Origin of the sequence: Desulfosporosinus sp. (assembly GCF_014237355.1) — a bacterium.
Classification (GTDB): Bacteria; Bacillota; Desulfitobacteriia; order Desulfitobacteriales; family Desulfitobacteriaceae; genus Desulfosporosinus.
This window is the reverse complement of sequence record NZ_JABZFS010000023.1, coordinates 14,115-40,301: the sequence shown is the minus strand read 5'-3', so window position 1 is coordinate 40,301 and position 26,187 is coordinate 14,115. Positions and strand designations below refer to the sequence as shown.

21 protein-coding genes are annotated in these 26,187 nt (G+C 41.5%); 2 read left to right on the top strand and 19 right to left on the bottom strand.

Translation table 11 applies throughout. The features are described from left to right. Window positions 1-92: 92 nt before the first annotated feature. The 7 genes from HGJ98_RS05515 to HGJ98_RS05485 form a co-directional block, all read right to left on the bottom strand. Entirely contained in the window at window positions 93-809 is a 717-nt protein-coding gene (locus HGJ98_RS05515) for an ABC transporter ATP-binding protein (protein ID WP_291350061.1), read from the bottom strand. Beyond that, complete coding sequence (locus HGJ98_RS05510) at window positions 809-1,555, bottom strand: ABC transporter ATP-binding protein (RefSeq protein ID WP_291350060.1); 747 nt, start codon at window positions 1,553-1,555, stop codon at window positions 809-811. Before HGJ98_RS05510 ends, HGJ98_RS05515 begins: the two co-directional genes overlap by 1 nt. A 40-nt stretch (window positions 1,556-1,595) precedes the next feature. Then, on the bottom strand, window positions 1,596-2,579 hold the full coding sequence (locus tag HGJ98_RS05505; RefSeq protein WP_291350059.1) for a branched-chain amino acid ABC transporter permease: 984 nt from the start codon (window positions 2,577-2,579) through the stop codon (window positions 1,596-1,598). A gap of 15 nt (window positions 2,580-2,594) precedes the next feature. Continuing rightward, a complete protein-coding gene (locus HGJ98_RS05500) occupies window positions 2,595-3,467 on the bottom strand; it encodes a branched-chain amino acid ABC transporter permease (RefSeq protein WP_291350058.1) in 873 nt (290 codons plus the stop codon). 69 nt (window positions 3,468-3,536) lie between these two features. Beyond that, window positions 3,537-4,829 (bottom strand): amino acid ABC transporter substrate-binding protein, encoded by a 1,293-nt coding sequence (locus tag HGJ98_RS05495; RefSeq protein WP_291350057.1) that lies wholly within the window; start codon window positions 4,827-4,829, stop codon window positions 3,537-3,539. Between the two features lie 189 nt (window positions 4,830-5,018). Further along, complete coding sequence (locus tag HGJ98_RS05490) at window positions 5,019-6,761, bottom strand: sigma 54-interacting transcriptional regulator (protein ID WP_291350056.1); 1,743 nt, start codon at window positions 6,759-6,761, stop codon at window positions 5,019-5,021. Window positions 6,762-7,097: 336 nt separating this feature from the next. Beyond that, the gene (locus HGJ98_RS05485) at window positions 7,098-8,864 is read right to left on the bottom strand and encodes a sigma 54-interacting transcriptional regulator (RefSeq protein WP_291350055.1); all 1,767 of its coding nucleotides are present in this window, start codon (window positions 8,862-8,864) and stop codon (window positions 7,098-7,100) included. Window positions 8,865-9,332: 468 nt separating this feature from the next. Between HGJ98_RS05485 and ald the strand changes: the two genes are divergently transcribed. Both ald and HGJ98_RS05475 read left to right on the top strand, forming a co-directional pair. Next, window positions 9,333-10,445, top strand: coding sequence for an alanine dehydrogenase (gene ald, locus HGJ98_RS05480; protein ID WP_291350054.1), 1,113 nt, complete (start codon window positions 9,333-9,335; stop codon window positions 10,443-10,445). 33 nt (window positions 10,446-10,478) lie between these two features. After that, window positions 10,479-11,858 carry an aspartate aminotransferase family protein gene (locus HGJ98_RS05475; protein WP_291350053.1) on the top strand — a complete coding sequence of 460 codons (1,380 nt, stop codon included), beginning with the start codon at window positions 10,479-10,481 and terminating at the stop codon, window positions 11,856-11,858. A gap of 74 nt (window positions 11,859-11,932) precedes the next feature. Here the strand turns inward: HGJ98_RS05475 and gabT are convergent, their stop codons facing one another. The 12 genes from gabT to HGJ98_RS05415 all read right to left on the bottom strand — a co-directional run bounded on the left by gabT (window position 11,933) and on the right by HGJ98_RS05415 (window position 26,046). Then, window positions 11,933-13,267: a 4-aminobutyrate--2-oxoglutarate transaminase gene (gene gabT / locus HGJ98_RS05470; protein WP_291350052.1), complete on the bottom strand. Its 1,335-nt coding sequence runs from the start codon at window positions 13,265-13,267 to the stop codon at window positions 11,933-11,935. A gap of 515 nt (window positions 13,268-13,782) precedes the next feature. Further along, complete coding sequence (locus HGJ98_RS05465) at window positions 13,783-14,976, bottom strand: (Fe-S)-binding protein (protein ID WP_291350126.1); 1,194 nt, start codon at window positions 14,974-14,976, stop codon at window positions 13,783-13,785. A 42-nt stretch (window positions 14,977-15,018) separates the two neighbouring features. Further along, window positions 15,019-16,428 (bottom strand): FAD-linked oxidase C-terminal domain-containing protein, encoded by a 1,410-nt coding sequence (locus HGJ98_RS05460; protein WP_291350051.1) that lies wholly within the window; start codon window positions 16,426-16,428, stop codon window positions 15,019-15,021. A 202-nt stretch (window positions 16,429-16,630) separates the two neighbouring features. Next, window positions 16,631-16,951, bottom strand: coding sequence for an AzlD domain-containing protein (locus HGJ98_RS05455; RefSeq protein WP_291350050.1), 321 nt, complete (start codon window positions 16,949-16,951; stop codon window positions 16,631-16,633). Window positions 16,952-16,982: 31 nt separating this feature from the next. Further along, the gene (locus tag HGJ98_RS05450; protein ID WP_291350049.1) at window positions 16,983-17,735 is read right to left on the bottom strand and encodes an AzlC family ABC transporter permease; all 753 of its coding nucleotides are present in this window, start codon (window positions 17,733-17,735) and stop codon (window positions 16,983-16,985) included. Window positions 17,736-17,739: 4 nt separating this feature from the next. After that, window positions 17,740-19,026, bottom strand: a complete 1,287-nt coding sequence (aroA, locus tag HGJ98_RS05445; RefSeq protein WP_291350048.1) for a 3-phosphoshikimate 1-carboxyvinyltransferase — start codon at window positions 19,024-19,026, stop codon at window positions 17,740-17,742. Window positions 19,027-19,079: 53 nt separating this feature from the next. After that, on the bottom strand, window positions 19,080-19,997 hold the full coding sequence (locus HGJ98_RS05440; protein ID WP_291350047.1) for a prephenate dehydrogenase/arogenate dehydrogenase family protein: 918 nt from the start codon (window positions 19,995-19,997) through the stop codon (window positions 19,080-19,082). Beyond that, window positions 19,987-21,024 (bottom strand): 3-deoxy-7-phosphoheptulonate synthase, encoded by a 1,038-nt coding sequence (gene aroF / locus HGJ98_RS05435; RefSeq protein ID WP_291350046.1) that lies wholly within the window; start codon window positions 21,022-21,024, stop codon window positions 19,987-19,989. Before aroF ends, HGJ98_RS05440 begins: the two co-directional genes overlap by 11 nt. 487 nt (window positions 21,025-21,511) lie before the next feature. After that, window positions 21,512-22,003, bottom strand: coding sequence for an L-2-amino-thiazoline-4-carboxylic acid hydrolase (locus HGJ98_RS05430; RefSeq protein ID WP_291350045.1), 492 nt, complete (start codon window positions 22,001-22,003; stop codon window positions 21,512-21,514). A 28-nt stretch (window positions 22,004-22,031) separates the two neighbouring features. Next, the gene (gene nrfD / locus HGJ98_RS05425; RefSeq protein WP_291350044.1) at window positions 22,032-22,910 is read right to left on the bottom strand and encodes an NrfD/PsrC family molybdoenzyme membrane anchor subunit; all 879 of its coding nucleotides are present in this window, start codon (window positions 22,908-22,910) and stop codon (window positions 22,032-22,034) included. A 12-nt stretch (window positions 22,911-22,922) separates the two neighbouring features. Next, window positions 22,923-23,531, bottom strand: a complete 609-nt coding sequence (locus HGJ98_RS05420; protein ID WP_291350043.1) for a 4Fe-4S dicluster domain-containing protein — start codon at window positions 23,529-23,531, stop codon at window positions 22,923-22,925. Between the two features lie 16 nt (window positions 23,532-23,547). Continuing rightward, window positions 23,548-26,046, bottom strand: a complete 2,499-nt coding sequence (locus HGJ98_RS05415; protein WP_291350042.1) for a molybdopterin-dependent oxidoreductase — start codon at window positions 26,044-26,046, stop codon at window positions 23,548-23,550. Window positions 26,047-26,187: the final 141 nt, after the last annotated feature.

Here is a 26,187-nt window from a genome sequence, read left to right as displayed (position 1 = left end):
CGTCCTCCATTCTAGTCCATCAACTAAATTTTTTTAAACGAAACAGTGCACCTGTCCCCCTTTTTCCATCAACTAAAGTTTTTTTAAACGGATTAGTACCCACCTAAATAAGCGGCTTTAACTTCCGGATCACTGATAAGGTCGCTCGCTTTACCACTTTTCAGTAACGTTCCATTTTCCAGGATATATGCACGGTTTGCAGTGCGTAGGGCGGTCATAGCGTTTTGTTCGACCAGTAAAATCGTTTTTCCAGCCTGGTTGATGCGTTTGATCACTGCAAAGATCTCCTGAACAATTAAAGGTGCTAAACCCATGGAGGGTTCATCCAAGAGCAAAGTATCGGCTCCCGTCATAAGAGCACGGGCAATTGCCAACATCTGCTGTTCTCCGCCAGACAGGTTGCCCGCAGCCTGCCTCTTTCGTTCAGACAAACGGGGAAACTGGTTATAAACGTTTTTCATATCTTCTTTAACCTGACTATGATCTTTTCTGTTATAGGTAGCTAGTATTAAATTCTCCTCGACGGTCAATTTAGTTAGCATACCTCGCCCTTCCGGAACATGGGATAATCCCTGGCGAGCAATTATATGGGATGGAGTATTAGTAACATCCTTATCTTTAAACCTTATCTTGCCGGAGCTAGGACGCACCATTCCCGAAACAGCTCGCAATGTACTTGATTTACCTGCTCCGTTTGCTCCGATAATGGTCACGATTTCCCCTTCATCGATATAAAATGAAATTCCTTGCAATGCTTTTATCACACCGTAAACTACTTCGAGGTTTTCAATTTCCATTATTTTGGTCATTATCCCACCTCCGTTTCACCTAAATAAGCCTTAATTACTATTGGATTGCTTTGAACCTCCCTGACAATCCCATTTGCAATAATCTGGCCAAAATTCATAACTGAAACGTACTCACAGAGACCTTCTACCAATTTCATCTGGTGTTCGATTAGTACAATCGTTATATCAGGGTATTGATTTTTTACTTCTTTGATTAGATTAACTAAGCCCATTACCTCTTTTGGATTCATTCCGGCGGCAGGTTCATCCAACAATAATAATTTCGGATCCGTTGCCAAAGCTCTGGCGATTTCCAATTTCCTCTGCATTCCGTAGGGTAAATTTCCTGCCTTTTCCGTCGCACGCTCATCAAGCCCAAAGAGTTCTAATAGCCTTCTAATTTCACCTGGCAGATCCTTAGTCGTTTTATTCTTTCCTCGTCCGCGGTTCGTATAGATTTGTCCAATATGGATATTTTCAATAACCGTAAGATCATTGAACAGGCGCAAATTCTGAAAGGTCCTTGCTACTCCAAGACGAGAGATTTCGTAAGATTGTTTACCCACTAAGCTTTTGCCTTCTAATAGAATCTGACCGACAGTGGGACGATATATGCCTGTGATTAAATTGAACAATGTTGTTTTACCGGCCCCGTTTGCCCCAATCACTCCATAAATCATCCTCGGTTTAACTTTAATATTCAAATCGGAAATAGCTTTTAATCCGCCAAACATATGCTGCAGATTCTTGATTTCCAGTAACTCCATAGTCAGACCTCCTTAGTAAAGTGCTTAGCTTAACATTAGTTTAGATCCTAGTTTTTTTTGGAGGTGAAAGTAGACGTGCAAAGGCGCCTTTTGTAGTACTCTTAAAAACTCTAGGTAAACTTAAGAGTCCTTCCGGCAAGAAGAGAATAACTAAACAGATCGCTAACCCAAGGATAATTAAATAAGCAGAACTTTGCCCCCAGGCGGCCAACATATATTGATTTCCAACGTATAGTACAATTGCACCGATAACTGGTCCAAACAAGGTCCCAATACCGCCTAAGAGCACCATTATAACCATTTGATCAGCAATAAGTGGTCCCAACACGCTATCTGGGTGAATATACGTAATCCAATAGGCAAAGGCTCCGCCAATGATTCCTGCAAACATTGAGCTAAGAGCAAATACCTGGTTTTTAATCCAAGTTGTATTAAGCCCTAAAGTACGTGCGGCAACTTCTTCCTCCCGAACTGCCTTAACTTTTAGACCGAAATCACTATTTTCAAAAAAGAAATACGCAGCAAGAAAAACAAGTAAAGCTAAACCGAACATAACAAAATAAAAGAAATTATCGTTAAGCATTGGTGGCAAACGTAAGCCCTCTGGCCCACCTGTAGTATCCAAAACTAGTACCAATTGTCTCATCATTTCTGCGAAGGCCCAAGTGCCTATAGCAAAGTAAGAGCCGCTTAGACGCAAAGTAGGATAACCTACAATCATAGCAAAAATATAGGTGATAACACCCGAGATTATCAGGGCAACAAAAAACGGCAAATGTAGCAGCATCATTAGCAAACCCGTCATATAGGCACCGACACCAAAAGAGGCCCCATGACCAAAACTAATATAGCCCATGTAACCGCCTAACATGTTCCAGCTTAAGGCCAGGCCAATCCACATCATTATGCCAGTAGCTATTCTCAATATAAAGGATGAAACAACCCATGGTAATGTGCATAAGACGATTAAGGAGAGAATGAATATGAGCACTCTGGGTTGACTTAATTGTTTTATTTTCAACATGTTGACCTCTCCTTTCTACCAGCCTTTACCCAAAATACCTTTGGGGAAAAATACCAAAATCAAATAAAGGATGAAGAATAGGATAAGGAAAACGTAGGCACCACCCATGTAGACTGATACAAAACTTGATATTAAGCCTAGCATTAAACCAGCTACTATCGCTCCGGAGAAAGAACCCATTCCTCCGGCAACCACCACAAAGAAGGCAAAGGCGGTATAACGCAAACCCATATCTGGAAAGACTGAGAAAATTGATCCAATAAAGACACCGGACATAGCCGTTAACCCAACATAAATTGAATAAACTAACCGAGAGATGCGGTGACCGTCAATCCCCATTAAACCAGCAACGGTCTTATTCTCAGCTGCAGCACGAATTGTAATTCCAGTCTTAGTACGATAAAGGAAATAGGCAAAAGCTGCCGTTACTAAGATAGAAAACACCGTCGCCCCAGCTCTAATGGCAGGAACGGTAATGCCAAACAGATCAACATTCTTTTCCGATAACACTGTAATTAGGTTACGATTGTTAAAACCCCATAAAGTTAGGGCAGATCCTCTAATTAACGTTGAAAGACCAAACGTGAAGGCTAAGGCCATCATAGCTGCACTTCTGTGCTTAATGTTAACCACTTTCTGTATTACGGGTTGAAATAAGTAACCGATCAAGGCAAAAAACAGAGCAATGAAAGGGATTAATAGTAATGGGTCAACATTAGTGTACATGTTCAGCCAAAAAGCGGTAAAAGCACCTAGCATTATCCATTCCCCAACTGCAAAATCTACAATGTGCATAACGCCATAGGAAATAGAGAAACCAACAGCTATTGTTATAAAGATACCACCGATAAGGATACCATTTATTAAAGTTTGCATAAATAATCCCATAAAACATCTCCTGTCCAATATTTGAGGGAACCGAGAAACCTCGGTTCCTCAAAATTAGTCTATTGGGGGTTATCGAACATTGAAGGCAGGAACTGGATAAACTGGGTCTTTAGCTTTCATTGCTTCTGGCCCAACGATGACTTGTTCGCCGTTAATCATTTGGATTACTAAAGCTTTTAAACCCACGTTATCATGGTACCAGTTCCCATCAGTCGCAAATTTTATGGGGCCATAGAAGGTATTTACCTCTATCTGTTCAAGTGTTTTTGTTAACTCTTCCCTCTGCTGGTCAGAAAGTGGTGGCTTTGCTCCAATCTTTGCTAATGCGGCTGAAAAGGATTCTCCAGTTGCCGAGCATGCTGCTGCCGTATAGTCTGGAATAGCATTATATTTATCTTTGTAAGCTTTGACGTAATCCTGAGCAGAACCGAACAAATCGTCCTTTAGATCCAAATCAGGAGTCCAAACCGCTGCGCCAAAAGTATAGTCTGCGTCTTTTCCAAGATTCTTTGAAAAGTCCGGGTTTGTAATCCCATAATGCATAACAAATGCCTTAGGCATAAAACCTAAAGATTTAGAGGCTTTGATGACTTCCATATGTTCATTTTCATGACCACCTACAGCAAGCACATCTGGATTGAGTTGTTTAATAGCACTAATTAAGGGAGTAAAATCGGTACCAGCAGGTACAACATCAAACTTAACCACGGTGATTCCATTTTTTTCAGCACTCGCTTTGAAGGCTTCTGCAACTGCTTTTGAAAACGCATCATTTACTCCAAGGACGGCGACTGTCTTCGGAGGATTTGGCAGTTTAGAAAGGGTTTCCAAGGGTGAAATTGCTGTCAAATCAGCAGCAGGAACGGAACCAAAGGTATATTTGAATTTTTGGGTCCAAATAGATGGTGATTCAGCTGACCCTGTAATCATGGGTACTTTGTATTTATCTAGGATTGGAGCAACTGCCTTTGTCACACCGCTAGTGTATGGCCCAAGAATAAAATCTACCTTTTCGGAGGTTATCATTCTTTCTACGGCATTGGCACCCGCTGCAGGATCACTTTGATCATCCGCGTAGACTAATTTAACTTGATAACCTTTATCTCCAACCTTAATGCCGCCTTTATTATTAACAGTTTCAGCCCACAAATCATAACCATATTTAGTGATATTCCCGCCTTGAACTTCTGCTCCCGATAAGGATGTAATTACACCTACTTTATAATAGTCTCTTGCCTCTGTACTGGCACTATTACCTGCATCAGCACCAGTTTTCGCACCGCCACAACCAGTTAAAGATAATATCAAACAAGAGATAGCCAACACTACTACGGCTCGCCTAATTGGTAGTTTTTTAAACATGGTTTCTTCCTCCTCAATTATCTGTTAGAGAGCTATGGGGTGATCAAGTATTATGTCAGAGCTTATATTCTATAACTAGCCCTATCTCCCCCCTTCCATAAGATCTATTACTAACAAAGGCACCATATTTAGGTAATCTTCAAAAAGTACCTTGGCTAAGCAAAATGATAATAATTTAAAGAATTCCAATTACTCTAACTGATTCGCAGGCACTGGTAGTTTATTTTTAAGAATTCCATACCTATGCATCTTCCTAACGACCGTTGATTGATTAACTTCTAAAGCATCAGCCATCCTATACGTATTATGGAATTTAATAAAAGCCTTGTTTAATAATTGTCGCTCTAATTCTTCTGTCGCATTTTTCAAAGAACAGATATCCAAAACAAAAATTTTCTCCTTACTCCCATCTGCGTGCAAGATATAATCTGGCAAATGAATCGGCAATACTTCCAACGTGTCTACTGTCACTACTACACGCTCAACTAAGTTCTCTAATTCCCGTACATTACCTGGCCAATGGTAATTCATCAATAGTTCCATAGTCTCTGAAGCAATTAGTTTGTGCAAATCGTACTTCTCAAGAAAAGCATCTAAGAAATGCTCAATTAAGACTGGTATATCCTCTTTGCGGTGTCTCAAGGGTGGTACAATTAGGGGTACAACATTTAATCGGTAATAGAGATCCTCTCTAAACTTTCTTTCTTTAATTAGACGTGGTATATTTCGATTTGTTGCTGCCAGAATCCGTGCATTAACATCAATGAATTCATTTCCCCCAACCCGTCTTAACTTTCTATCTTGGATAACATGCAATAGCTTAACTTGAAGATTCAGTGGAAGTTCGCTAATTTCGTCCAAGAAAACCGTTCCATTACCTGCCACTTCAAAAAGTCCTTTTTTACCTTCTTTTTTAGCCCCAGTAAAGGCTCCTCCATCATAGCCGAATAATTCTGATTCGATCAAATTTTCTGGAATAGCACCACAGTTAATAGTTATAAACGGAAATTCACTTCGCTTACTTAACTGATGAATATTCAGAGCGACAACACCTTTACCAACACCGGACTCTCCCTCAATCAAAACTGTAGAATCTACGCCTGCCACCTTTTCAGCAAGCGCCAATATTTGCTGCATTATTGAACTCTTACTAATGATTTCGGATGTTTTCATCCTCTCTTTACGCAATTTTGCAATCTCCGATCGATAATTATCCATTAACTTCTCAGTATCTTCTAGGCGTTGGCGTAAGTTGCTAAGCTCGGTTATGTCTCGTGAGTTCGTAACCACACGAATAATCTGGCCTTTTTCATCAAATACAGGGTTTGCCGTAACGATGATTTTTTGACCTTTCTTAGTAGTTTGTATTAAGGTAGTACGTTTCTTTGTCCTCAGAACTTGCGGTGTTATACTAGGTGAGAATAGCCCCAATTCCTCTAATTCCGAAACATGTTTACCTATCATCTCTTCTGCTTTCATTCCGTAAAAGCGTTCACCAGCTTTATTTACTCTAAGTGTATAGCCCTCTCCGTCTGTGACATAAATTTCATCGTAAGAAGAGTTGAAAATGGCCTCCATTTCTGTATTAAGCTTTTTAGTAGCTTCCAATTCCTGAGCCACTGAATCCAAATCTGTTATGTCCTGAAAGGATGTAATAACTCCAGCGATCCTACTCTCTTCAAAAATTGGTTTATGATTAGAAAGAATTACTCTGCCTCCAATGTCAACTTTATTATTAATTACAGGAGTTCCCGTTTCTAACACCTTATACATCGTTGAATCTGGAAGTAATTCTCTAGCCTGTCTCCCTATGACCTGGCCGTCAATATTTAGCAATTCATTGGCTGCTTTGTTGCAAGCTACAATGCTTCCATTGGAATCTACCAGCATAACACCATGGTATAGCTCCTGAAATCCCGCTTCTAATTGCAAAGTTCAACACCTCCGAGTACATATAACAGTACTAGCAACTTTTGTGCCATTCTAAACCTTTATTGAATATTTAGTTATTTCTGAATATTTAAAGGACCTGGCAACTTATGATTTAGATATTTAATGCATGTAAGCATTAAAATGTCTTGGCTAATTTAGTATAAATTGTTTCTAATGGACTTCTGGGTAAGACTTAATATAAAATGCCGCAATGCATCTTATTAATGCAATTCTGCAGAATAAGAGCGCATGATACTTTTAAAATTAGCTAATAACTCTATATATAAACGAAAAGGACAAGAAGGAGCTCTCTCCTTCTAATCCCCTCCTAGGGCTTCAGCGATATCTTTTCATAAGTTTGACAACTGTAGACTGATCAATTTCAAGGACTTTTGCTACTTTGTAAGTAGACTTGTATATATTATAGGCATTCTTAACTAGTTGTTCCTCTATTTTTCTTTTTGCAAGTTTTAAGGGCATTATTTCGTTACAAATAATATTATAATAGTTGGCCTTTCGTTCTAATAAACTCTGTAAATACTCATGGGTAATTACATCTGCTTCGCTTATAACAATTGCCCTTTCAACTACATGTTCTAATTCCCTTACATTACCAGGCCAATTGTAATTATACAGAGCTTGCATTGCTTCTGGGGCAATTTTTTTATTCATCTCGTATTTACGATTAAATATATTTAGGAAGTATTCTACTAAAACAGGAATCTCTTCCTTCCTTTCCCTAAGAGGCGGTATGTAGATAGGTATAACATTAATCCGATAATATAAATCTTTTCGAAAAAGTCCCTTTTCAACCATGTCCTGCAGATTGCGGTTGGTGGCTGTAATAATCCTTGCATTTATTTTTATCCGCTTAGTACCACCGACCTTGCAAATTTCCCTATCTTGAAGAAATTCAAGTAATTTAACCTGAATCAGTAGTGGCACCTCACCAATCTCATCCAAAAACAGTGTGCCGTTATTCGCTAATTCAATCTTACCAATTTTTCCTCCCTTTGTAGAACCAGTAAAAGCCCCACTTTCGTAACCAAAAAGCTCAGATTCAATTAAATTCTCGGGAATCATACTACAATTAACTTTTATAAAGGGTTGGTTTCTTCTTGGACTCGCATTATGAATAGCCTTTGTGATAACTTCCTTACCTACTCCAGAATCCCCTTGAATTAACACGGTTAAATCCAATGGTGCTATTTTAGAAATAGTATCTCTTATACTTTTCATTTCTTTGCTTTCATATATAAAGTTAACATTAGAGAAAATTTCCTGGCGCAAAAGTGAGATTTCTTGATTTTTCCTTGCCAATTCTGTAATCTTTTCATCTAACTCAGCTTTTAGTCTAATAATTTCTTGGTAATCTTTTGATGTGCAGATTACCCTATCGATTTGACCTTCTTCATTAAAAATAGGGATGGCAGTACTAATAATTGTTTTGCCGGTTTTTAATTGTTGCATCATATTTACTTTCTTCTTTTGGTGAAGTACATGCATAGTTATGCTGGAAGATATTATCCCTTCCTTTTCCAGTTCTCTGACATGTTTACCAACTACATCTCTGGCAAAAACACCACATACTTTTTCGGCAGCTGGGTTAAGACGCAAAATATAGCCATTTTGATCGGTAACAAATATCTCTTCTTCAATATTTTCAAAAATCTTTTCATATTCTAATAAGGTTGTTTTCATATCAGGAGTATAATTAATGTAATCATTTAAAATTTTATCAAGTAAACTTTGTGTATTAATAAATCCTACAGGATAATTCTCATCGTTTACTATTATAATGACCTCAGAACAATTATTGTTCAATTCTGCAATCGGTAGGTCTTTAGAAACAACAGTAAACGGTACTCCGCTCTTCAAATTAGAAATAGAAATACTTTTGCTAGTTATAATATCTTTTTTTCCTTCTCTAAGTTCATGCAAAAGTCCATTTACGGTCAATACCCTATGTACAACATTCTCACTAAAGACTATAATCACCTTTTTGTTCTGTCCGAATATAAACTCATCCATAAGAGACCCTAGATTAGCTTCGTTTGAACATACAATAAACTCACGGGAAGCAAAATCAAGAAGATTAAGCATAAATATTCCTCCCAAGTTTATTTTGAATTTTTTTACTTTTCTGACTAGGAAAGTATTCTATATAACTCCATTGATTCCTTCTTTATATATTAAAATTATCTCATTCTAGGAAAACGAACAAAAATTCGAATATGCATTTTTCTAATGCAAGCCTAAATATGCGCTTGGCCAGAAATATGCCCATACCTCAGATGCAGTTATGCATAGTTAAGAAAAACGCTACGCGTCTTTTTACTATACATGTCTTTCTGAGACATAGCCTAAGAATCTTGACTTCTGCACTATTCCACACAAGTTAAGATCCTTCAGTCGTCCCTCCTTCAGGATGACACAGTGCTTAAGTTGCTTTCGTAGCAATTAAGCATTTACATGGTTTCTGAATCCATAGATAGGCTGGCACGCACTTTGCATTGTTAGTAATTTATTAGACGTTGAGACGGTTCATTAGAATAAAGGAGGCTCATAAGTATGATCGTTGGAATTATTAAAGAGATTAAAAACAATGAGAACAGGGTCGCAATCACACCTGCCGGGGTAGAGGCCATGACCAAGGCAGGCCACGAGGTAATAATTGAAAACGAAGCGGGCACGGGTAGCAGGATTAGCAATGAACACTTTATTGCTGCCGGTGCAAAGATTATCCCTAGCCCTGAAGAAGTGTTCCAAAGAGCTGATATGATTATGAAAGTAAAAGAACCCCAACCGCAAGAGTATGACCTTTTCCGAGAAGGGCAAATTCTATTTACTTATTTACATCTCGCACCGGAACCTGAGCTAACTCAAGCACTAATAAATAAAAAAGTCGTGGGCATCGCTTATGAAACTATTCAATTGGACAATGGAACCTTACCACTTCTAACCCCTATGAGCGAGGTTGCTGGGAGAATGTCCGTTCAGATCGGAGCGCGGTTCCTTGAGTGTCCAGAGGGCGGTAAAGGTATGTTATTAGGAGGGGTTCCCGGCGTTCCGCCGGCAGAAGTGGTAATCATCGGCGGAGGTGTAGTAGGTACAAATGCAGCAAAAATGGCTTTAGGTATGGGAGCTCATGTAACTATACTTGATAAGAATGCTGATAGGTTGCGTTACCTCGATGATATTTTTGCTAATAGGATCACTACGATTATGTCCAATACTTATAATGTTGCCAAAGCCGTTGAGAAAGCAGATCTACTGATTGGTGCAGTTTTAGTTCCAGGAGCAAGAGCTCCTCGTTTAGTTTCAGAAGAAATGGTCAAAGCAATGGAACCAGGCTCAGTTATTGTGGACGTTGCCATCGACCAAGGAGGATCTATTGCTACCATTGATCACGTTACTACCCATCAAAATCCAATATACGAGCGATATGGTGTTATTCACTACTCAGTTGCAAACATGCCCGGTGCGGTCGCTCGAACGTCAACCTTTGCTTTAACTAACGCCACGCTGCCTTTTGCTTTATTATTAGCCAATAAAGGTTTAGCTGCCTTAAAAGAGAATAAGGCTTTATCCTTAGGGGTGAATGTAATTGAAGGCAAAGTCACCTACGCTGCGGTTGCCGAGGCACTTAATTTAGAATATACACCTTTGGAAAAACTTATTTGAGCTTTTATATTGAAAGAAGAGAAGGTGATTAAAATGACAGGCTATACTAAGGACCAAATCGACCAGATGAAAAAGGATGATATGAGGTATTTTCTACATCCAACAAGTTCAATAGCTGACATGGAATCATGGGGTGGTCCTAAGATTATTGAAGAAGGCAGTGGAATTCGGATAAAGAGTGTTGAGGGTAAGACCTATATTGATTGCGGCTCAGGTCTTTGGTTGAATAATGTTGGTTTTGGCAGGACTGAATTGGCAGAAGTCGCCAAACAACAAATGAAAAAGTTGTCTTACTTTCAAACCTTCAATGGCTATTCTCATCCATTAGCCATAGAGGTGGCCAAAAGAGTAGCCGGCATGATCCCAATGGATAACCCCAGGATCTTTTTTACCAGTGGAGGTTCAGAGTCCAATGATACCGCTTACAAACTGGCTCGGATGTATTGGTATTTGCAGGGAAAGCCTAGCAAAAATCATATCATTGCTAGGACGAAAGCCTATCATGGAGTTTCATACGGAGCAGTTAGTGCCACCAGTTTACCTGGATTCTGGGACGGCTTTAGACCTCTAGTTCCTGGGTTCCACCACATTGAACATCCTCACTGTTACTTCTGCCCCTGGGGGAAAGAACAAGGCAGCTGTGACTTAGAATGTACGGATGCTCTTGAACAAAAAATTTTAGAACTTGGCGAGGACAATGTCGCTGCTTTTACAGCGGAACCAGTCATCGGAACCGGTGGTGCAATCGTTCCTCCGGAGGGTTATTACCAAAGAATTAGAGAGATTTGCGATAGGTATAACGTCTTGTTTATAGCTGATGAGGTCATTACCGGCTTTGGTCGGACGGGTAAGATGTTCGGTATGATGCATTGGGAGGTAAAACCCGATATTATGATGATGGCTAAAGGGATTACCAGCGGTTACATTCCTATGGGTGCTGTTGGAATTTCAGAAAGAGTGTTTGACCCAATTAAAACTCATGGCATTTTTATGCACGGTTATACCTACAGCGGTCATCCTGTAGCCTGTGCTGTAGCCTTAAAGAATATTGACATCGTCGAAGAGGAAAACCTAGCAGTAAATGCCCATGTTAAAGGTGAACAATTGCGTACCGGAATTCGAGACTTGATGTTACCCTGTATCGGCGAAGTTAGGGGTATCGGTCTAATGAATGCCGTCCAGCTCGTCCAAGATTCGGAAAATAGGACCAAGTTTAAATCAAACATAGGATTCGCCAAGCGTGTATCAGCTATTGCTTGGGAAAACGGATTGGCCTTACGCCCGTTGGTTGACGACGGATTACAATTGTCACCGGCATTAGTTATTACCGAAACGGACGTCCTAGAGTTAGTTGAAAGACTAGGCAGATCCATAGAACAAGCTCATTATGAGTTTTTAGGAAATCAACTCTAGCTTCATATAATAATTCAGAAGGCACCCTTTGTATGGAAACATTCCAGCATACAAAGGGTGCCTTCTCAGGTTTATTAGTTCTTTCCATTCTGAACCTTGTCAAAGGCTTCATCTAAAATGTTAAGCGCTATCTCAAGCTGCTCATTTGTGATCACCAGCGGCATCAACATCCGAATTACATTTCCGAATACTCCTGCCGAAATGATTATTAACCCTTGACTCAAGCATTCTTGAGTAATCTGAGCAGTTTCTTCTTTAGCAGGTTCTTTTGTCTCACGATCCTTGACTAGCTCAATTCCAATCATAGCACCTAGACTTCGGATATCCCCAATCAACGGATATTTTTCCTGCATCACCTTCAATCGATTTACAACATAATCTCCGATTTTTGCCGCTCTGTCCGGAAGCTTTTCTTCCTCGATATAATTTATCGTTGCTAAACCTGCGGCACAAGAGAGTGGATTACCTGCGTAAGTTCCGCCTAACATTCCCGGCCCCGGTGCATCCATGATTTCAGCTTTGCCAACTACTACACTTAGAGGCATGCCAGCAGCAATGGACTTCGCCATTGTTATTAGATCAGGCTCGACACCGTAGTTTTCAACCGCGAACATCTTGCCAGTTCTACCAAAACCTGTTTGAACTTCATCTGCAATAAATACGATACCGTATTTTTCGGCAATTGTTTTCAGTCCAGGCAAGAACTCCTTAGGTGGAACTATAAACCCACCTTCTCCTTGAACGGGCTCAATAATCATTGCGGCAATGGTTTCTGGTTCAACCTCAGCAGCAAAGAAACGTTCGAACTGTTCTAAACAGTGCATGCCACAACTTGGATAGTTGGAACGATAAAAACACCGATAGCAATAAGCAGAAGGAATTTTATAGATTTCAGGTGCAAAAGGCCCAAAGCCGTATTTATAAGGCTTGACCTTACTAGTTAAGCCCATAGCAAGATTTGTTCTACCATGGAAGGCCATTTCAAAAGCAATAACTCCCGTTCTTTTAGTATGAGCACGAGCAATTTTTACGGCATTCTCTACTGCTTCCGCACCACTGTTAACGTATGTTGCTTTAAGATCTCCCTTAATAGGTGTGATTTGTATCAATTTCTCTGCCAAGTCTACCCAACCTTCATACATAGATGCCATAAAACAAGTATGTATCAATTTTTCAGCTTGTTCCTTTATAGCATTAACAACTGGTAGGGGACAATGACCAGCATTCAAAACCCCGATACCACCGTAAAAATCGATGAACTGGTTACCATCGACATCCGTCATCACAGCACCTGAAGCATTCTCAATAAACAAAGGAGTTCCCTGAGAGATCCCTCTCGCTGTACACTTGTTTTTTCTCTCAATTAACGCTCTGGATTTTAGTCCTGGAATTTCAAGTTTTTCACTCATCCTATCATCCCCCTCGTATTTCCTTCAAAAAAGTATAAATCAAGGCCTCTTACGCTCTTTCTTTGCTAATTTGTTATGCAATTTTCACGCCAAGGTTTTCATCTATTTCAAAGGGATTTTCAACGGTTCCAAGTTAATCTATAAGTCACAAAATGCACTTAGACATTTTGTATTTCTACTCTGAAAATAAATTCAGGTTAATATCCTCCTGAGCGAAAGCGAAGGATCTAGATCCTTCAGTCGTGCCTCCTTCAGGATGACACAGTTTAGGATGATGCAAACGGACATTAGACTAATGTATGGTTGCAGTTATTTTGGGAATCTTCTAGGCGTTAAAGTTAAAAATGACCCGTTGCTCAAGGCTAGGTGCTGTAACGAATCACAGATTCGCTACAGTACCTCCCTTGTGAATTCTGTTTTTGTCCGAAAATTAAAAAGGGTCTGGTAGAAATTTATCGCCCTAATCCTACGAACCGAGTTTTTCTGAAAGGCACCGTAATAAACAGTGACTTGGTCTATTTCATTAGATGATCAACAAACTCCACTAGGTTTAGTACCTCAACGGAGTTTTCCTGATCTTTTAAATTCTTGTCTAATTGTAACTGACATGCCGGACAACTGGTTATAACTTTCACTACTCCAGAATCTATAATTGCTTTTGCACGTTGCATTCCAAATGTTTGAGTGGTCTCCATATGACTAGTTATAAAGGTTCCTGCAAACCCGCAGCATCCTGGATCATTTAGCTCTCTTAATTCGAGGTCTGGAATGAGCCTAAGAACATTTCTCGGCTGATCGATAACTTTTTGTCCATAACGCAAATGACATGGATCGTGGTATGAAATGGCTCCTTCGTAAGATCTTAAAAAACTGGGGTCTAAATAGTTACATAAAAATTCACTTATATCCATTACTTTTGCCTGGAACTGTCTACCCTCTTCTTTCAAGAAGAATTCTGGTAGATGCTTTAATGAATGTCCACATGAAGCACAATCGGTTACAATAAAATCGACACTTGAGTTGTTAAACGTAGAGACATACAATTGTACAAGCTCCTCAGCTAACTTTAAATCCCCATTGGTCCAGGCAGGCATACCACAACACTTTTGGTCGGGAACGACAACTTCGAAACCTAACTTCGTGATAATACTATATGTGGACCACCCAACTGACTGATTGATAAAATTGTTCATACATCCTATGAAATAGCCAACCTTTTGTTTTTTGCTTTGTGAAATCTCGGTTACTTTAGGCAAAAATTCCGTAAGAGGCCGCTTTTTTAAATTTGAGGTAATTGACTTATAATACGGCCAATAAGGTTTCATTTTACCAACCCATTGTAAGGGCTTATCAAGTCTCATCTTGCGTGTAAAATAAAGACCATGGAAAGAATACTTCATTCGCTCTTTTCTGAGCATATAGCGTATCAACTTATGTTTAAATTTTGGAATACTTTGGTTAACCAAAGCCCTGCCTAAAACAATAAGAATGTCCGAGGGAACACCGTTTTGACACAAGCTCGAACATCTCCCACATAAAAGACAAAAATCCAAAATCTGTTGAAGTCTAGAACTTGGGTTTATCTCACCCCCTATTAAGAGAGAGATTAAGTGCAACTTTCCTCTAGCCACTGCGGTTTCCTGTTTTTCTTCCGCATATAGAGGGCAGATTTGTTGGCAATTTCCGCACCTACTACATAAATCAAGCATCCCTTGCAACTCGTTAATATTTACCATACACCATCCCCCAATTCATTCCTGAGAGAATGGCAAAGCCACCGAATCTCGGAAAAATATTTTTCCAGGATTCAAGATCCCTTTAGGATCCATGGCATGTTTGATGGCTTGCATTACTCCAATCGTATCCTTGTTCAGTTCTTGACTAAGATAGGGCGCTTTCGTTGTTCCAATACCATGTTCTCCAGATAGGGTCCCTCCAAGGGAAATCGTGAGAGCAAACAATTCTCCTACTGCTTTCTCAACCCTTTCCATCTCGTCACGATCCCGAGTGTTAACAAGGAAGTTGGGATGCATATTACCGTCCCCAGCATGCCCTGCCAGGGCAAGTTTTAAGTTGTATTTTTTAGCAATCTCTTTAACGCCCTTAATAAATTCAATCAATTTGTCTCTTGGAACGGTGGCGTCTTCGCTTATACGGGTTGGATTTAACTTAAGTAATGCCGGGCCGAAAGCACGGCGAGCGGCCCAAAGTTTTTGACTTTCCTCATCGTTTTGAGCAATAGTTATCCCTTTAGCACCGCATTTAATACAAACCTCCCTGATGAGTTGAATCTCTCGCTCAATAGTTTCACGGAAACCATCAACCTCAATGAGAAGAATGGCTGCTGCATCAAGAGGGAGTCCTATACTGAGGGTTTGCTCAATACAACGAAGAGAAACGTCATCTAAAAATTCAAGTGCTGCCGGGACAATACGGTTTGCTATAATTCCAGATACGGTCTCTGCGGCCTGTTCTATTAGGTTAAATACGGCCATAATGGTCTTCCTCGCCTCTGGCTGAGGGATGAGCCGCAATGTAGCTTGGGTAATTATTCCTAAAGTACCCTCTGAACCAACGATTAGGCTGGACATGTCATATCCTGTAACGTTTTTCATAGTTTGACCACCGAAATTCCATGTTTTCCCTGATGGTGAAATGACCCTTAAACCAAGAACATAGTCTCGGGTAACACCGTATTTGAAACATCTCGGGCCGCCGGCATTTTCGGCAATATTTCCCCCTAGTGTTGATGTATTAAAGCTTTGTGGATCGGGGGGATAATAAAGTTTTTGTTTTTCAACTTCCCTTTGAAAAACTCCAGTGACTACACCGGGTTGAACAATAGCTGTCAAATTCTCTGAATTTATAACCTTTATTCTATTCATTCGAGTGAGAGAAAGTACAATACCCCCTTTTACAGGTACTGAACCGGCGGTAAGACCTGTACCAGCCCCACGAGGTACAATGGGTAACTCTTCCTCATTGGCGAGAGTCAAAAGCCTTGCAACTTGATCTTCATTAGTTGGAAAAACAACCAGATCCGGAATATGTCGATGAAAGCTGGCATCGTAGGCATATGTTAACCTATCCTCAATTTTAGTCATGACCGATTGCTTTCCAACGATGTTCTCGACTTGATGAAGTATTTCTTTACTTGGCAAAACCTCACCCTCCTCCCCCAGACGTCAATACTATAGTCTGAAATTTCTAATTAATTATATCACTTTTTCCCCTCATATTTCCAACTTGAACTGACTTGTAGGAAGAATACAAACCTCATCTTTTGAGAATCTCTTTTTAGAATTTAAAAAAGGTTAGGAACTATTATTTCGTTCCTAACCTTTTTTCTGATATTTTTATCGTTTACAGAAGTAATTTATCCAGTCCCCAAAACATCGTCATCCCAAAGACGATCCCTAAAAAAAGATTGGGCACGAATCTAGAAAAGAGAAAGGTCAAAATACCTGTCCATAAATAAGGATTTTGTATCAGTACAATTGTTCCAGCCGGTGTTACCAACTCTGGAACAACTAAGGCTGCTAGTAAAGCAATGGGAACCAGTTCGATAAAATCCCGGGCAAAGCCTTGAACATTCTTCCCTTTGAACAAAAGAAACGGTAACACCCGCGAACCATATGTGACTAAAGTCATTAATAAAATGGTTAGTAAAAGCTGGTCTGACATAAGTACCTTCCCTTCTCTGCTAGGGCTTTACTCAGGGCATGCTCTTAGGAACGTCAAACCCGGGCTGATGGGCTTTCCTCCCACGCCACCATGCCCCAATACCTGCGGCAAGGACGACGCTCATGATTAAGTATAGTTTCCCTGGAATAAGTAGTTTGAAAGCAACGGCTAGTAAGGCCGCTAGAAGATACGTCATATAGTTCTTTTTAGACAAGGATGATGCCGTTAATATAATGAACAGAGCCAAGAGAGCAAATTGAAAACCTGAGAACTGCACTGGGAGCCATTTACCAATCAGACCACCTATAATTGTAAAGGTGACCCAAGTTGTGAAAGCCCCGATATTAATCCCTAACATGACTCGACGACGATTTTCTTCTCTGTCGATATCCTTCAAAACATTTGTATTTAGTACAAAGGTTTCATCTGTAAGCCCTTGGGCCAAACCCAAAGACCAGGGAAGTGTTCTTTCTGGGAAAAAGGGGACAACGGATAAGCTCATCAACAGATGTCGAATATTGACAATCAGGGTGGTAACACCGATCATCAATGGGGTCGCTCCTTGATGGATCATTTCAATGGCAATGAACTGCGAGGCACCTGCGAAGACAAAGAAAGACATCAGCCCAGCTTCCCAAAAGGTTAAACCGAACTGAGTCGCTAGGATTCCAAACGTTATTGCCACTGGCGTATATCCGATTACAATGGAGAATGATTGACTCAGGCCGTACAGAAAGCCCTTGTCCTCAGTTACTCTTTTCTGTTTCTCTTTCTCTCTAAGCATTTGATTATCCAGCTACTTTCTTAATGACGGTTAGAAATTCAGGGTAAGAGACATCTGCAGCGGCCATGTCCTCTACGCTAACCCCTTGCTCTGATAGCATACCAGAAATAGCCCAAGCCATGGCTAAGCGATGATCTCCAAAGCTGCTGGCTTGGCCTCCGTACAAGGAAGTCTGACCCTGGATGTGCATTCCATCAGGGCGTTCCTCAACCTTAGCTCCTAAGGCATTCAACCCCTCAACTACGGTTTTGATCCGATCTGTTTCCTTAACTCTTAATTCCGCAGCATCTCGAATCAAGGTTTCCCCTTCCGCTAGGCTTGCTGCTACAGCAAGTATAGGGATTTCATCAATTAAACGGGGTATCATATCCCCTGAGATTTCAATCCCTTTAAGTTTTGCCGGGCGGACTCGTAACGTCGCCCTCGGCTCTCCACAGATTTCCGAGGAGTCCAGCAATTCAATATCCGCACCCATGGCTTTTAAAACATCTAGGATTCCAGTACGAGTTGGGTTCACACCTACATCCGGTAAGACGATCTCCCCTTGACCAACTAAACTCCCCAAGACAAGGAAAAAAGCCGCCGATGAAATATCCCCAGGTACGGACACAGCCTGCCCGTTTAAGCGACTACCCCCATGAACTCTGACCAGGGTTCGGTCACTCTGAACGTCGACGCCGAATCCCCTCAGCATGCGCTCAGTATGATCCCGAGAGAGCGCGGGTTCTTCAACGCTGGTTTCCCCCCTTGCTCTTAATCCGGCAAGAATGATGGCTGACTTGATTTGAGCGGAAGGGACAGCGGTTCGAAAACTTTGCCCCTGTAATTGCCCACCCATCATTGTTAAGGGAGCAAAGTTACCGTCCCCACGTCCCATTATCTGAGCACCCATTTGCTTTAGAGGATCTGTAACTCGCCGCATGGGGCGTGAGCGAAGAGATTCATCTCCGCTCATTGTTACGGTAAACGGACTTCCTGCTAAGGCTCCCAGCATTAGCCTCATGGTCGTCCCAGAATTACCTGCGTCAAGAACATTAATTGGCTCTTGCCATGTTTCCATGCCTTCGCCGCGAAGCCAAACCTCCGTTCCCTTTCTCTCCCAGGAGACTCCAAGTTGTTTTAAGCACTGAAGCGTACTTAAACAATCCTGTCCCAGAAGAAAATTTGATACATGTGTTTCCCCATAAGCCATGCCTCCGAAGAGCGCAGCCCTATGTGAAATCGACTTATCACCAGGAACCTTGATTTCCCCTCGTAATTTAGAGACCGGCTTTATAAACACGCCCCCCATAGATGTTTTCCCCCTAGCTATGATTACTCTTTGAACTTCTATGCTAACGTACCCTAATTTATAGTTTCTTTTCGAGCCCTATGGGCTTTTCGAAAGGCTTCAGCTATCATCTCTCCGTCTCCCTGTTCAAGGGATTCCCTTAATTCGTTAATTCGTTGTTCCCAAAGAGCAAGTCCCCCTAGGATTGCATCAGCATTTTTCACCATAATCTCTTTCCACATCTCTGGGGAACTGTCTGCAATACGTGTTAAATCTCGGAAACTCCTACCCGCTAATGCCAGAGGAGATTCACCCTCTTTAGAAGCATCCTGGGCAGCTAGGGTTAACGTTACTGCTAATAGATGAGGAATATGACTGACCATTGCCACTTCTACATCATGATTATCAGGTTCTCGGAACACGACTTTAGCACCAAAGCCCCGTACCGTATCAACCAGTTTTTGAACCACTTGCTTAGGGCAATCCTTGCCAGGGGTTAGGACGTAGGGATATCCCCGAAATAGGTCAGGATCAGCGACCCCAAACCCGGATTGTTCTGAACCCGTCATAGGATGCCCGCCGACAAAATGGAAGTTATAACCCATTTGATTATCCAATAGTTTCTTGCAAATCTCTGTCTTTATACTTCCCACATCCGTTACAATCGTCCCCTTGGGGATCTTACCTACTAATTGATCAAGACCTCTTGCTAAGACATGAAGAGGCAGAGCTAAAACGATTAAATCCACGTCTAAGAACTCCGGCATAGATGTCCACCCGGTTTTCAGCCAGCCTCTTCTCACGGCTTCATCGATACTAGCCTTTTCCGAGTCAACTGCACACACATCCCAGCCAGCCTGATGCAAGGCTCCGGCCCAAGACCCGCCAATCAGCCCCAATCCAAGGATACAAGCCCTAGGTATCCGCTGGCCTGACCAACCGGGTGTTAAAATTCTCTCATCCTCCGGAATTACAAATTTTTCAGTCAACATGATGACTCACTTCCCCTAACTCACGATCTAATGCGGAAGTAAGTCTTACCAGATCAGCCATCATATTTTTAAACTTTTCAGGTGTTAAGGACTGCTTTCCATCTGAAACAGCCTTTTCGGGATGAGGATGAACTTCAACGATTAAGCCATCCGCTCCTGCAGCAAGGGCTGCTTTCGCCATTGGATGAACTAAATTCCATTTTCCTGTTCCATGACTGGGGTCAATAATGACTGGTAAGTGGGAAAGAGCGTGTAAAGCGGGAACCATACTTAAATCGAGAGTATTTCTGGTATAACTTTCAAAGGTTCGGATCCCCCGTTCACAGAACATAACTTGGTAATTTCCCCCGTCCAGGATATATTCGGCCGCCATCATCCATTCTTCTAAGGTTGCCGAGGGGCCTCTCTTAAGAAGAACTGGTTTTCCACACTTTGCTACTTCTTTGAGAAGGATAAAATTCTGCATGTTCCGGGCACCAATTTGAAGAACATCCGCATAATCTGCTACCAAAGAAACATCCCGTGCATCAATAACCTCTGTAATTACCAGCAAACCGGTTTTCTCTCGAGCTTCTGCCAAATAACGTAATCCTTCTTCCTCCAGCCCTTGAAAGGAATAAGGAGAGGTACGCGGTTTGAAGGCACCTCCGCGCAAGAAGGTCGCTCCTGCTTCACGCACTGCTTGAGCTGTTTCTAAGATCTGAGCTCTACTCTCAACGGCACAAGGCCCTGCCATGACATGAACCTTGTTTCCGCCAATTTCCTGGTTGCCTATCCGAATAATACTGTCTGCCGGGTGAAACTCCCGACTAACTAGTTTATAGGGTGCCAAAATGGGCACAACTTTTTCTACAAAAGGGAGTGCTTCTAGATCAAGCGCTTCAAGTCGTGTGCGATCCCCAATGGCCCCCATAATGGTTTTTTCTACTCCCTGAGAAAGATGGACTTTGAATCCCTCTTCCATTAAGCGTGTGGAAACCTCTTCAATCTGTTCTACCGTTGAGCCCATTTTCATAACAACAATCATCTTTCCTACCCCTTTCTACCATCCTACATCTTTTACATTTTACCTACATTCATATGCATTAAACTAGCTTTGAGAGCTAAGTTACTGCCTGGGAGTTTAGAGATGGGTTCGCGGCAAGCTAGGTTTTACTTTCCGAATAGTAAAAAAGCACCCTGAATAGAGGGTGCTCTAACTCTTAATCGCGCCCATCCTACTATCCTACACTCTTTGACCTAGTCCTTATACAGTGGAAACAAGGATACCGTTCTACGTAAGCTTTGCCAGACAAAGCTTGCTAAACCATCATGAATTTTTAATTAAATTTAAACTATCTTACCATAGAAAGGGCTCTTCTCACAACCCCTATTTTATACCTTGATGATTCATGGGATAAAAGCCCTATCAAAGGTTTAGAAAATGTCTGCGCTATGAATACTGCTTTAATAATTAAGTAAAAAAACAGTATGTCAAATTGTAGCCAATTGACATACTGTTTTTACACTATTCACTAATTTTTTTTGGAATAACGTCTGGTACAGGTGCTTTCACCCGCTGCCAAACAACTATCAGTTTGGATTGAAAAATCAGATGATATTGTCTTTAGGGCAGTCTCAAACCACTTATCGCATCCTTCTTGGCATTGCCCCGGTGCTCCGTAATCCTTGTAGGAATCGATCCATGGACAGGCATCATGGATGACTAGAATGTCATCTCCATCTTTAGCTAACCTTGCATTTTCTCCCATGACAAGACTTGCTCGCACAAAGGACATTGCTATTTGTTCAAGGTTTGCTGTATCCCGACCACGCTTTAGATAGCTTTCTGCCGTACCCTCCCCGACTGATTCCCAAAAGCGGTTAACCAGGTCGGCCGTTTCTTCTGCCCCATACTTCTCCTCGAGAACCATCCTCCATCGATGAAAAAAATCATGGGAAATAAAAATCATTGAACGCCAATCACGTTCCAGTTTTTTCATAACGTCATTATTAACTTCTGTCAAAGCCGTTTCCTCCTCCTTGAACCTAATCCTACATTGTTAACTGACCTAATACAGGTTTGTAAACACCAACCCTTAACAGGAGGTAAAATAGGAAGTAATGTCCTACCAGATCAGCGGCAGTGATTAAACCAACTACTCCTGCGCCACCGTGTGTACCCACAAAGTAAGACATTAGGAGAGTAAATACAAGCCCAATGCCTAGGACCAAAACATAAAATGGCAAGGCGAAAGTTCCCCTAACTAGAAGGCGTAGCGACTCTTTCGCTGCGGCAGTTGCATTGGCCATACTTAGCAAATAGAGTATCATAATAATCAAATTTGTTAACAACAAGACTATTTCCATATTACTTAAGAAAATAGTTTCAACTGCCACTTCGGCAAAACCAAATTCAATCAGAAATAGCGTAAGTGTGGTTCCCCCAAGCAAAGAATAAAATAAGCAGAGCACTGGCATCATGGCTGTATTCCATAAAGGAATAGAAGGCGAAGAGTTCATTAGAAACCCGTCATAGATCGCCACGACAAAGGCACTTATTCCTGCAATTACTGCGAATACCGAACTTGCAGTACTTCCTACTGGAGAGAATAAATAGATTGTTCCTGAGACCATCATTATCATCATAGCCCAAAATCCGCGAGCAACCCAGGATGTTCCAGGTTTCGTAAGACCTCGCCAAAATCGTTCTGGTCTCCCTAGATAGAGCAGATGGGCACCACCTTTACCGATAAGCACAATCAGCAAACCCACTAGGGCTCCCACCCAAGAATTGATAAAAAGTGACATTAGGAATAGACCTGAACCAATTTTTCCAAAAAAGAACGCCGCAGCTATCAAAGTTGCCCATTCTGTTTGTAGACGAAAACCGGAAACAAATTCCTTACCTACCAAAGGCGTAGTTTTTGCCAACTTGGTCACCCCCTATTCTATATAATAAACGGAAGGTTCTGTATTATCCTCAGATAAGGGCTGAAAGCCCCCCCGCTGACGGATCAATCGACTTACCTTACTTTCTGGGTTAGATAGGTCACCAAAGATACGCGCATCAGCAGGACAAGTCTGAACACAGGAGGGATCCAATCCTTGATCCACCCGTTCTACACAGAAGGTACATTTCAGTACAACACCTTCCTGCCACTTAGGATATTTCACTTTTTCAAAGGGTGTCAGTTCTTTGCCGAAATAACCATTTTTCAGGGAACCTCTCTTCAAAAATATCCTATTTTTATACGGGCAAGCTACGTAACAAGCTCTGCAACCTATGCATTTTTTATGGTCTACCAGGACAATTCCATCTTCACGCTTGGTAGTAGCCCCTGTCGGGCAGACACGGACACACGGTGCATCGTCACAATGATTACATAATATAGGAATGAACTTTTTCTTAACTATGGGATATTCCCCAGCCACTTGCTCCAAAACTTTAGTGAAGAGTACTTCTGGCGGAGTACCATTCTCTGCCTTACAGGCAATGGTACAGGCTTGACAGCCTACACACCTTTTTAAATCAATAACCATTCCTAAATGCATCAGCGTTAACCCCCCCTCAAATTTTAAAAATTTTAACCTTTGTCGAAGTCTCCAAGTGCCCTGTCATCCCATCTGTCCATTTGACATCCGCAGGCAGTAAGCGATTAAAATGAGTATTATTCTTCTTTGGTATAGGATGATTCGACCAGCGGCTGATCCCATTTGACAAAGCTATACACCCAGGATGGATTTCCTCAACGACACTCGCCCGACCAGTTACTTCACCAAAAGGTGATTGGATCCGGATAGCGTCACCATTTTTAATTCCTTTGGCTTTAGCTGTTTTAGTATTAATCATAGCGCCCATATGCATAGGGATATTTTCCATTGCCTCGTTAATCCAAGGTATCGAAGTGCTTTCCGAGAAATTGAGTAAGGTCTCTTTAAAGGCAAAGGCATAAAGATCATATTCTGATGGCAGGTTGTGCAAAGGATGACTATCCCGCCATATAGGAATCGGCAAATAACTGGAAGTATCCCATTTTCGTCCAGCTGCTTTCATTTTAGCTTGGAGGTCATCTCCTGTTTCTTTGAAGAAATTGAAATAAATAGGGATCCGAAGGTCTCCATAGGGCATATACATTTCTTCTAGGGTCTGATGTCTTACCGTATGTCCATTCTCTTGGAACCAATCGAGACCATGATCAGGGCCATAAATACTCTTAGCCATTCGATCTGTAAGCTCGAGATTCGTATACTTTTTATCCGGTTGCAAGTAATATTCGGGTTTTAAGAAGACTGTGAAGTTCAATAGGCCATTCCACTGCTCCAAGAAGCCAATGCGCGCTGCCAGTTCGGTTAATATATCAGTAGCGTCCCGACTATCATATAAAGGTTCGATAACTGGACGACGATAAACGTGGCCGGTGACGACCGGAGGCTCAATATCTACAAGTAGATGGGATTCAAGATAGGTATGATCAGGGAAGACAATATCTGCCCATTCAGTCGATTCATTAAGGACAACATCGATGGCTACGATAAAATCTAAACGTTTAAAAACTTCCATAACTTTATCTGTTGCCGATAGATTCCACATGGGGTTAGAATGCTCAATAATTAAGGCCTCTGGCTTAAAGTCAAAACCATGTTTCTCTGGGTATAAAATGTTATCTGCACTAAGGTGACCAGGGTCAATTCCTATCGGGAACCATTCCATCAGTTGGAAGCTGTAAGGATTGTTGGCATAATCGTAGGGTGGGTGCAATAGATGGGGCTGGGGCTTAATCATCCCGTCCGCTCCCGGTTCCACAATTAAACAACGATGATCTAATCCGACCCCAATGTGACCTCCAGGTACATCAATGTTGCCGATAATTAGATTAATTAATTTCATGGCCAGAGAATCCAAACCACCGTCGACATGGCCTATGGCTCCGCGGTAATAGTTAACGCCTGCCGGGCGATAGGGATATTCCTTACCATCAATAACAATGGTACTACCAATCCGAGCAGCTTCCCCGTATTCACGAGCGATCCGTCTAATGGTTTCAGCAGGTATAGTGCAGATCTTGGACATGCGCTCCGGTGTATGATTCTTTAACGTATCTTTAATTAGCTGAAATGACGGTCGGCATTTGATTCCATTTACCGTATAATTTCCTTCAATAGCATATTCTTGGATACTGTTATCATCAAAACCTTTGGGTGAGCCAACCCCAGCATCCCAAACCAGCGCCTTCCCAGTTTCAGGATCGCGAACCAAATTACCATCCGGCCCTACAAGGTAAGGACCATTTGTATACTTTTTAATAAATTCCGCATCATAGATATTGAGTTCGTGAAGTAGAACATTAACCATACCTAAGACGAAGGCCCGATCGGTTCCGGGTAGCACAGGTATCCATTCATCGGCCTTAGCAGCTCCAGTCGACATTCTTGGTTCGACTACAACGACCTTCATTCCTCGATTAACCCTAGCCTCCGCCATACGTTTAATGGATCCAGCCACATGCAAGTGGGAAGAAAATCCGTCGCCTCCACCAATTTGAATCCAATAATTGCAATATTCATAATCATTAGTGCAGGCAAAGGAGCCGTCTAGTGTTCCATTGATGGGGTGATAAGCAGCCCCGCAATATTGCCCAACCGTTGAGAAATAATTTGCTGATCCAAAAGCTGCACCCCAGCCCCAAATGTGAATACGATGAAAATCATTGATTGAAACTAACAGTTTACGAGGGTCTTCGTCTCGTATCTTCTTAAGTTTTTTAGCAGTTATATCGTAAGCTTCTTCCCAGGAAATTGCTTGCCACTTAGGATCAACACCTATTCCCTTTTCAGGGTTTGTTCTTTTTAAAGGAGTTTTGACCCGGTTAGGATCGTAAAGACGCATGATTCCCGCTTGGCCTTTGGGACAAAGCTTCCCCTTATTGTTCTCGTTATCGGGATCCCCTTCAATTTTAACAACGATCCCATCTACAACGTGAACCCTAATTGCGCAACTATGAATACACATTTTACAGGCGCTTTTTGCCCAGTAATCCTTCTGGGCTGTTAATTCTGCTTGACGCAAAATCCATACCTCCTTCTTTAACTCCTCAGCTTTATTCCCGTTTGACAAAACACTTGTCATCAAATTTATAATTATCAAGATAATCTGTTTCAAATAATTCTTTTAGGGCCAAAACTCTTGTGGTACAATAGTTTCAGTCTA

Bases quoted from the DNA above. Each gene is read 5' to 3' on its own strand.
- HGJ98_RS05515 (WP_291350061.1), bottom strand. From the start codon at position 809: ATGACCAAAATAATGGAAATTGAAAACCTCGAAGTAGTTTACGGTGTG.
- HGJ98_RS05510 (WP_291350060.1), bottom strand. From the start codon at position 1,555: ATGGAGTTACTGGAAATCAAGAATCTGCAGCATATGTTTGGCGGATTA.
- HGJ98_RS05505 (WP_291350059.1), bottom strand. From the start codon at position 2,579: ATGTTGAAAATAAAACAATTAAGTCAACCCAGAGTGCTCATATTCATT.
- HGJ98_RS05500 (WP_291350058.1), bottom strand. From the start codon at position 3,467: ATGGGATTATTTATGCAAACTTTAATAAATGGTATCCTTATCGGTGGT.
- HGJ98_RS05495 (WP_291350057.1), bottom strand. From the start codon at position 4,829: ATGTTTAAAAAACTACCAATTAGGCGAGCCGTAGTAGTGTTGGCTATC.
- HGJ98_RS05485 (WP_291350055.1), bottom strand. From the start codon at position 8,864: ATGCTTAATCTTCTTGATTTTGCTTCCCGTGAGTTTATTGTATGTTCA.
- ald (WP_291350054.1), top strand. From the start codon at position 9,333: ATGATCGTTGGAATTATTAAAGAGATTAAAAACAATGAGAACAGGGTC.
- HGJ98_RS05475 (WP_291350053.1), top strand. From the start codon at position 10,479: ATGACAGGCTATACTAAGGACCAAATCGACCAGATGAAAAAGGATGAT.
- gabT (WP_291350052.1), bottom strand. From the start codon at position 13,267: ATGAGTGAAAAACTTGAAATTCCAGGACTAAAATCCAGAGCGTTAATT.
- HGJ98_RS05465 (WP_291350126.1), bottom strand. From the start codon at position 14,976: ATGCTTGATTTATGTAGTAGGTGCGGAAATTGCCAACAAATCTGCCCT.
- HGJ98_RS05455 (WP_291350050.1), bottom strand. From the start codon at position 16,951: ATGTCAGACCAGCTTTTACTAACCATTTTATTAATGACTTTAGTCACA.
- HGJ98_RS05450 (WP_291350049.1), bottom strand. From the start codon at position 17,735: ATGCTTAGAGAGAAAGAGAAACAGAAAAGAGTAACTGAGGACAAGGGC.
- aroA (WP_291350048.1), bottom strand. From the start codon at position 19,026: ATGGGGGGCGTGTTTATAAAGCCGGTCTCTAAATTACGAGGGGAAATC.
- HGJ98_RS05440 (WP_291350047.1), bottom strand. From the start codon at position 19,997: ATGTTGACTGAAAAATTTGTAATTCCGGAGGATGAGAGAATTTTAACA.
- aroF (WP_291350046.1), bottom strand. From the start codon at position 21,024: ATGATTGTTGTTATGAAAATGGGCTCAACGGTAGAACAGATTGAAGAG.
- HGJ98_RS05420 (WP_291350043.1), bottom strand. From the start codon at position 23,531: ATGCATTTAGGAATGGTTATTGATTTAAAAAGGTGTGTAGGCTGTCAA.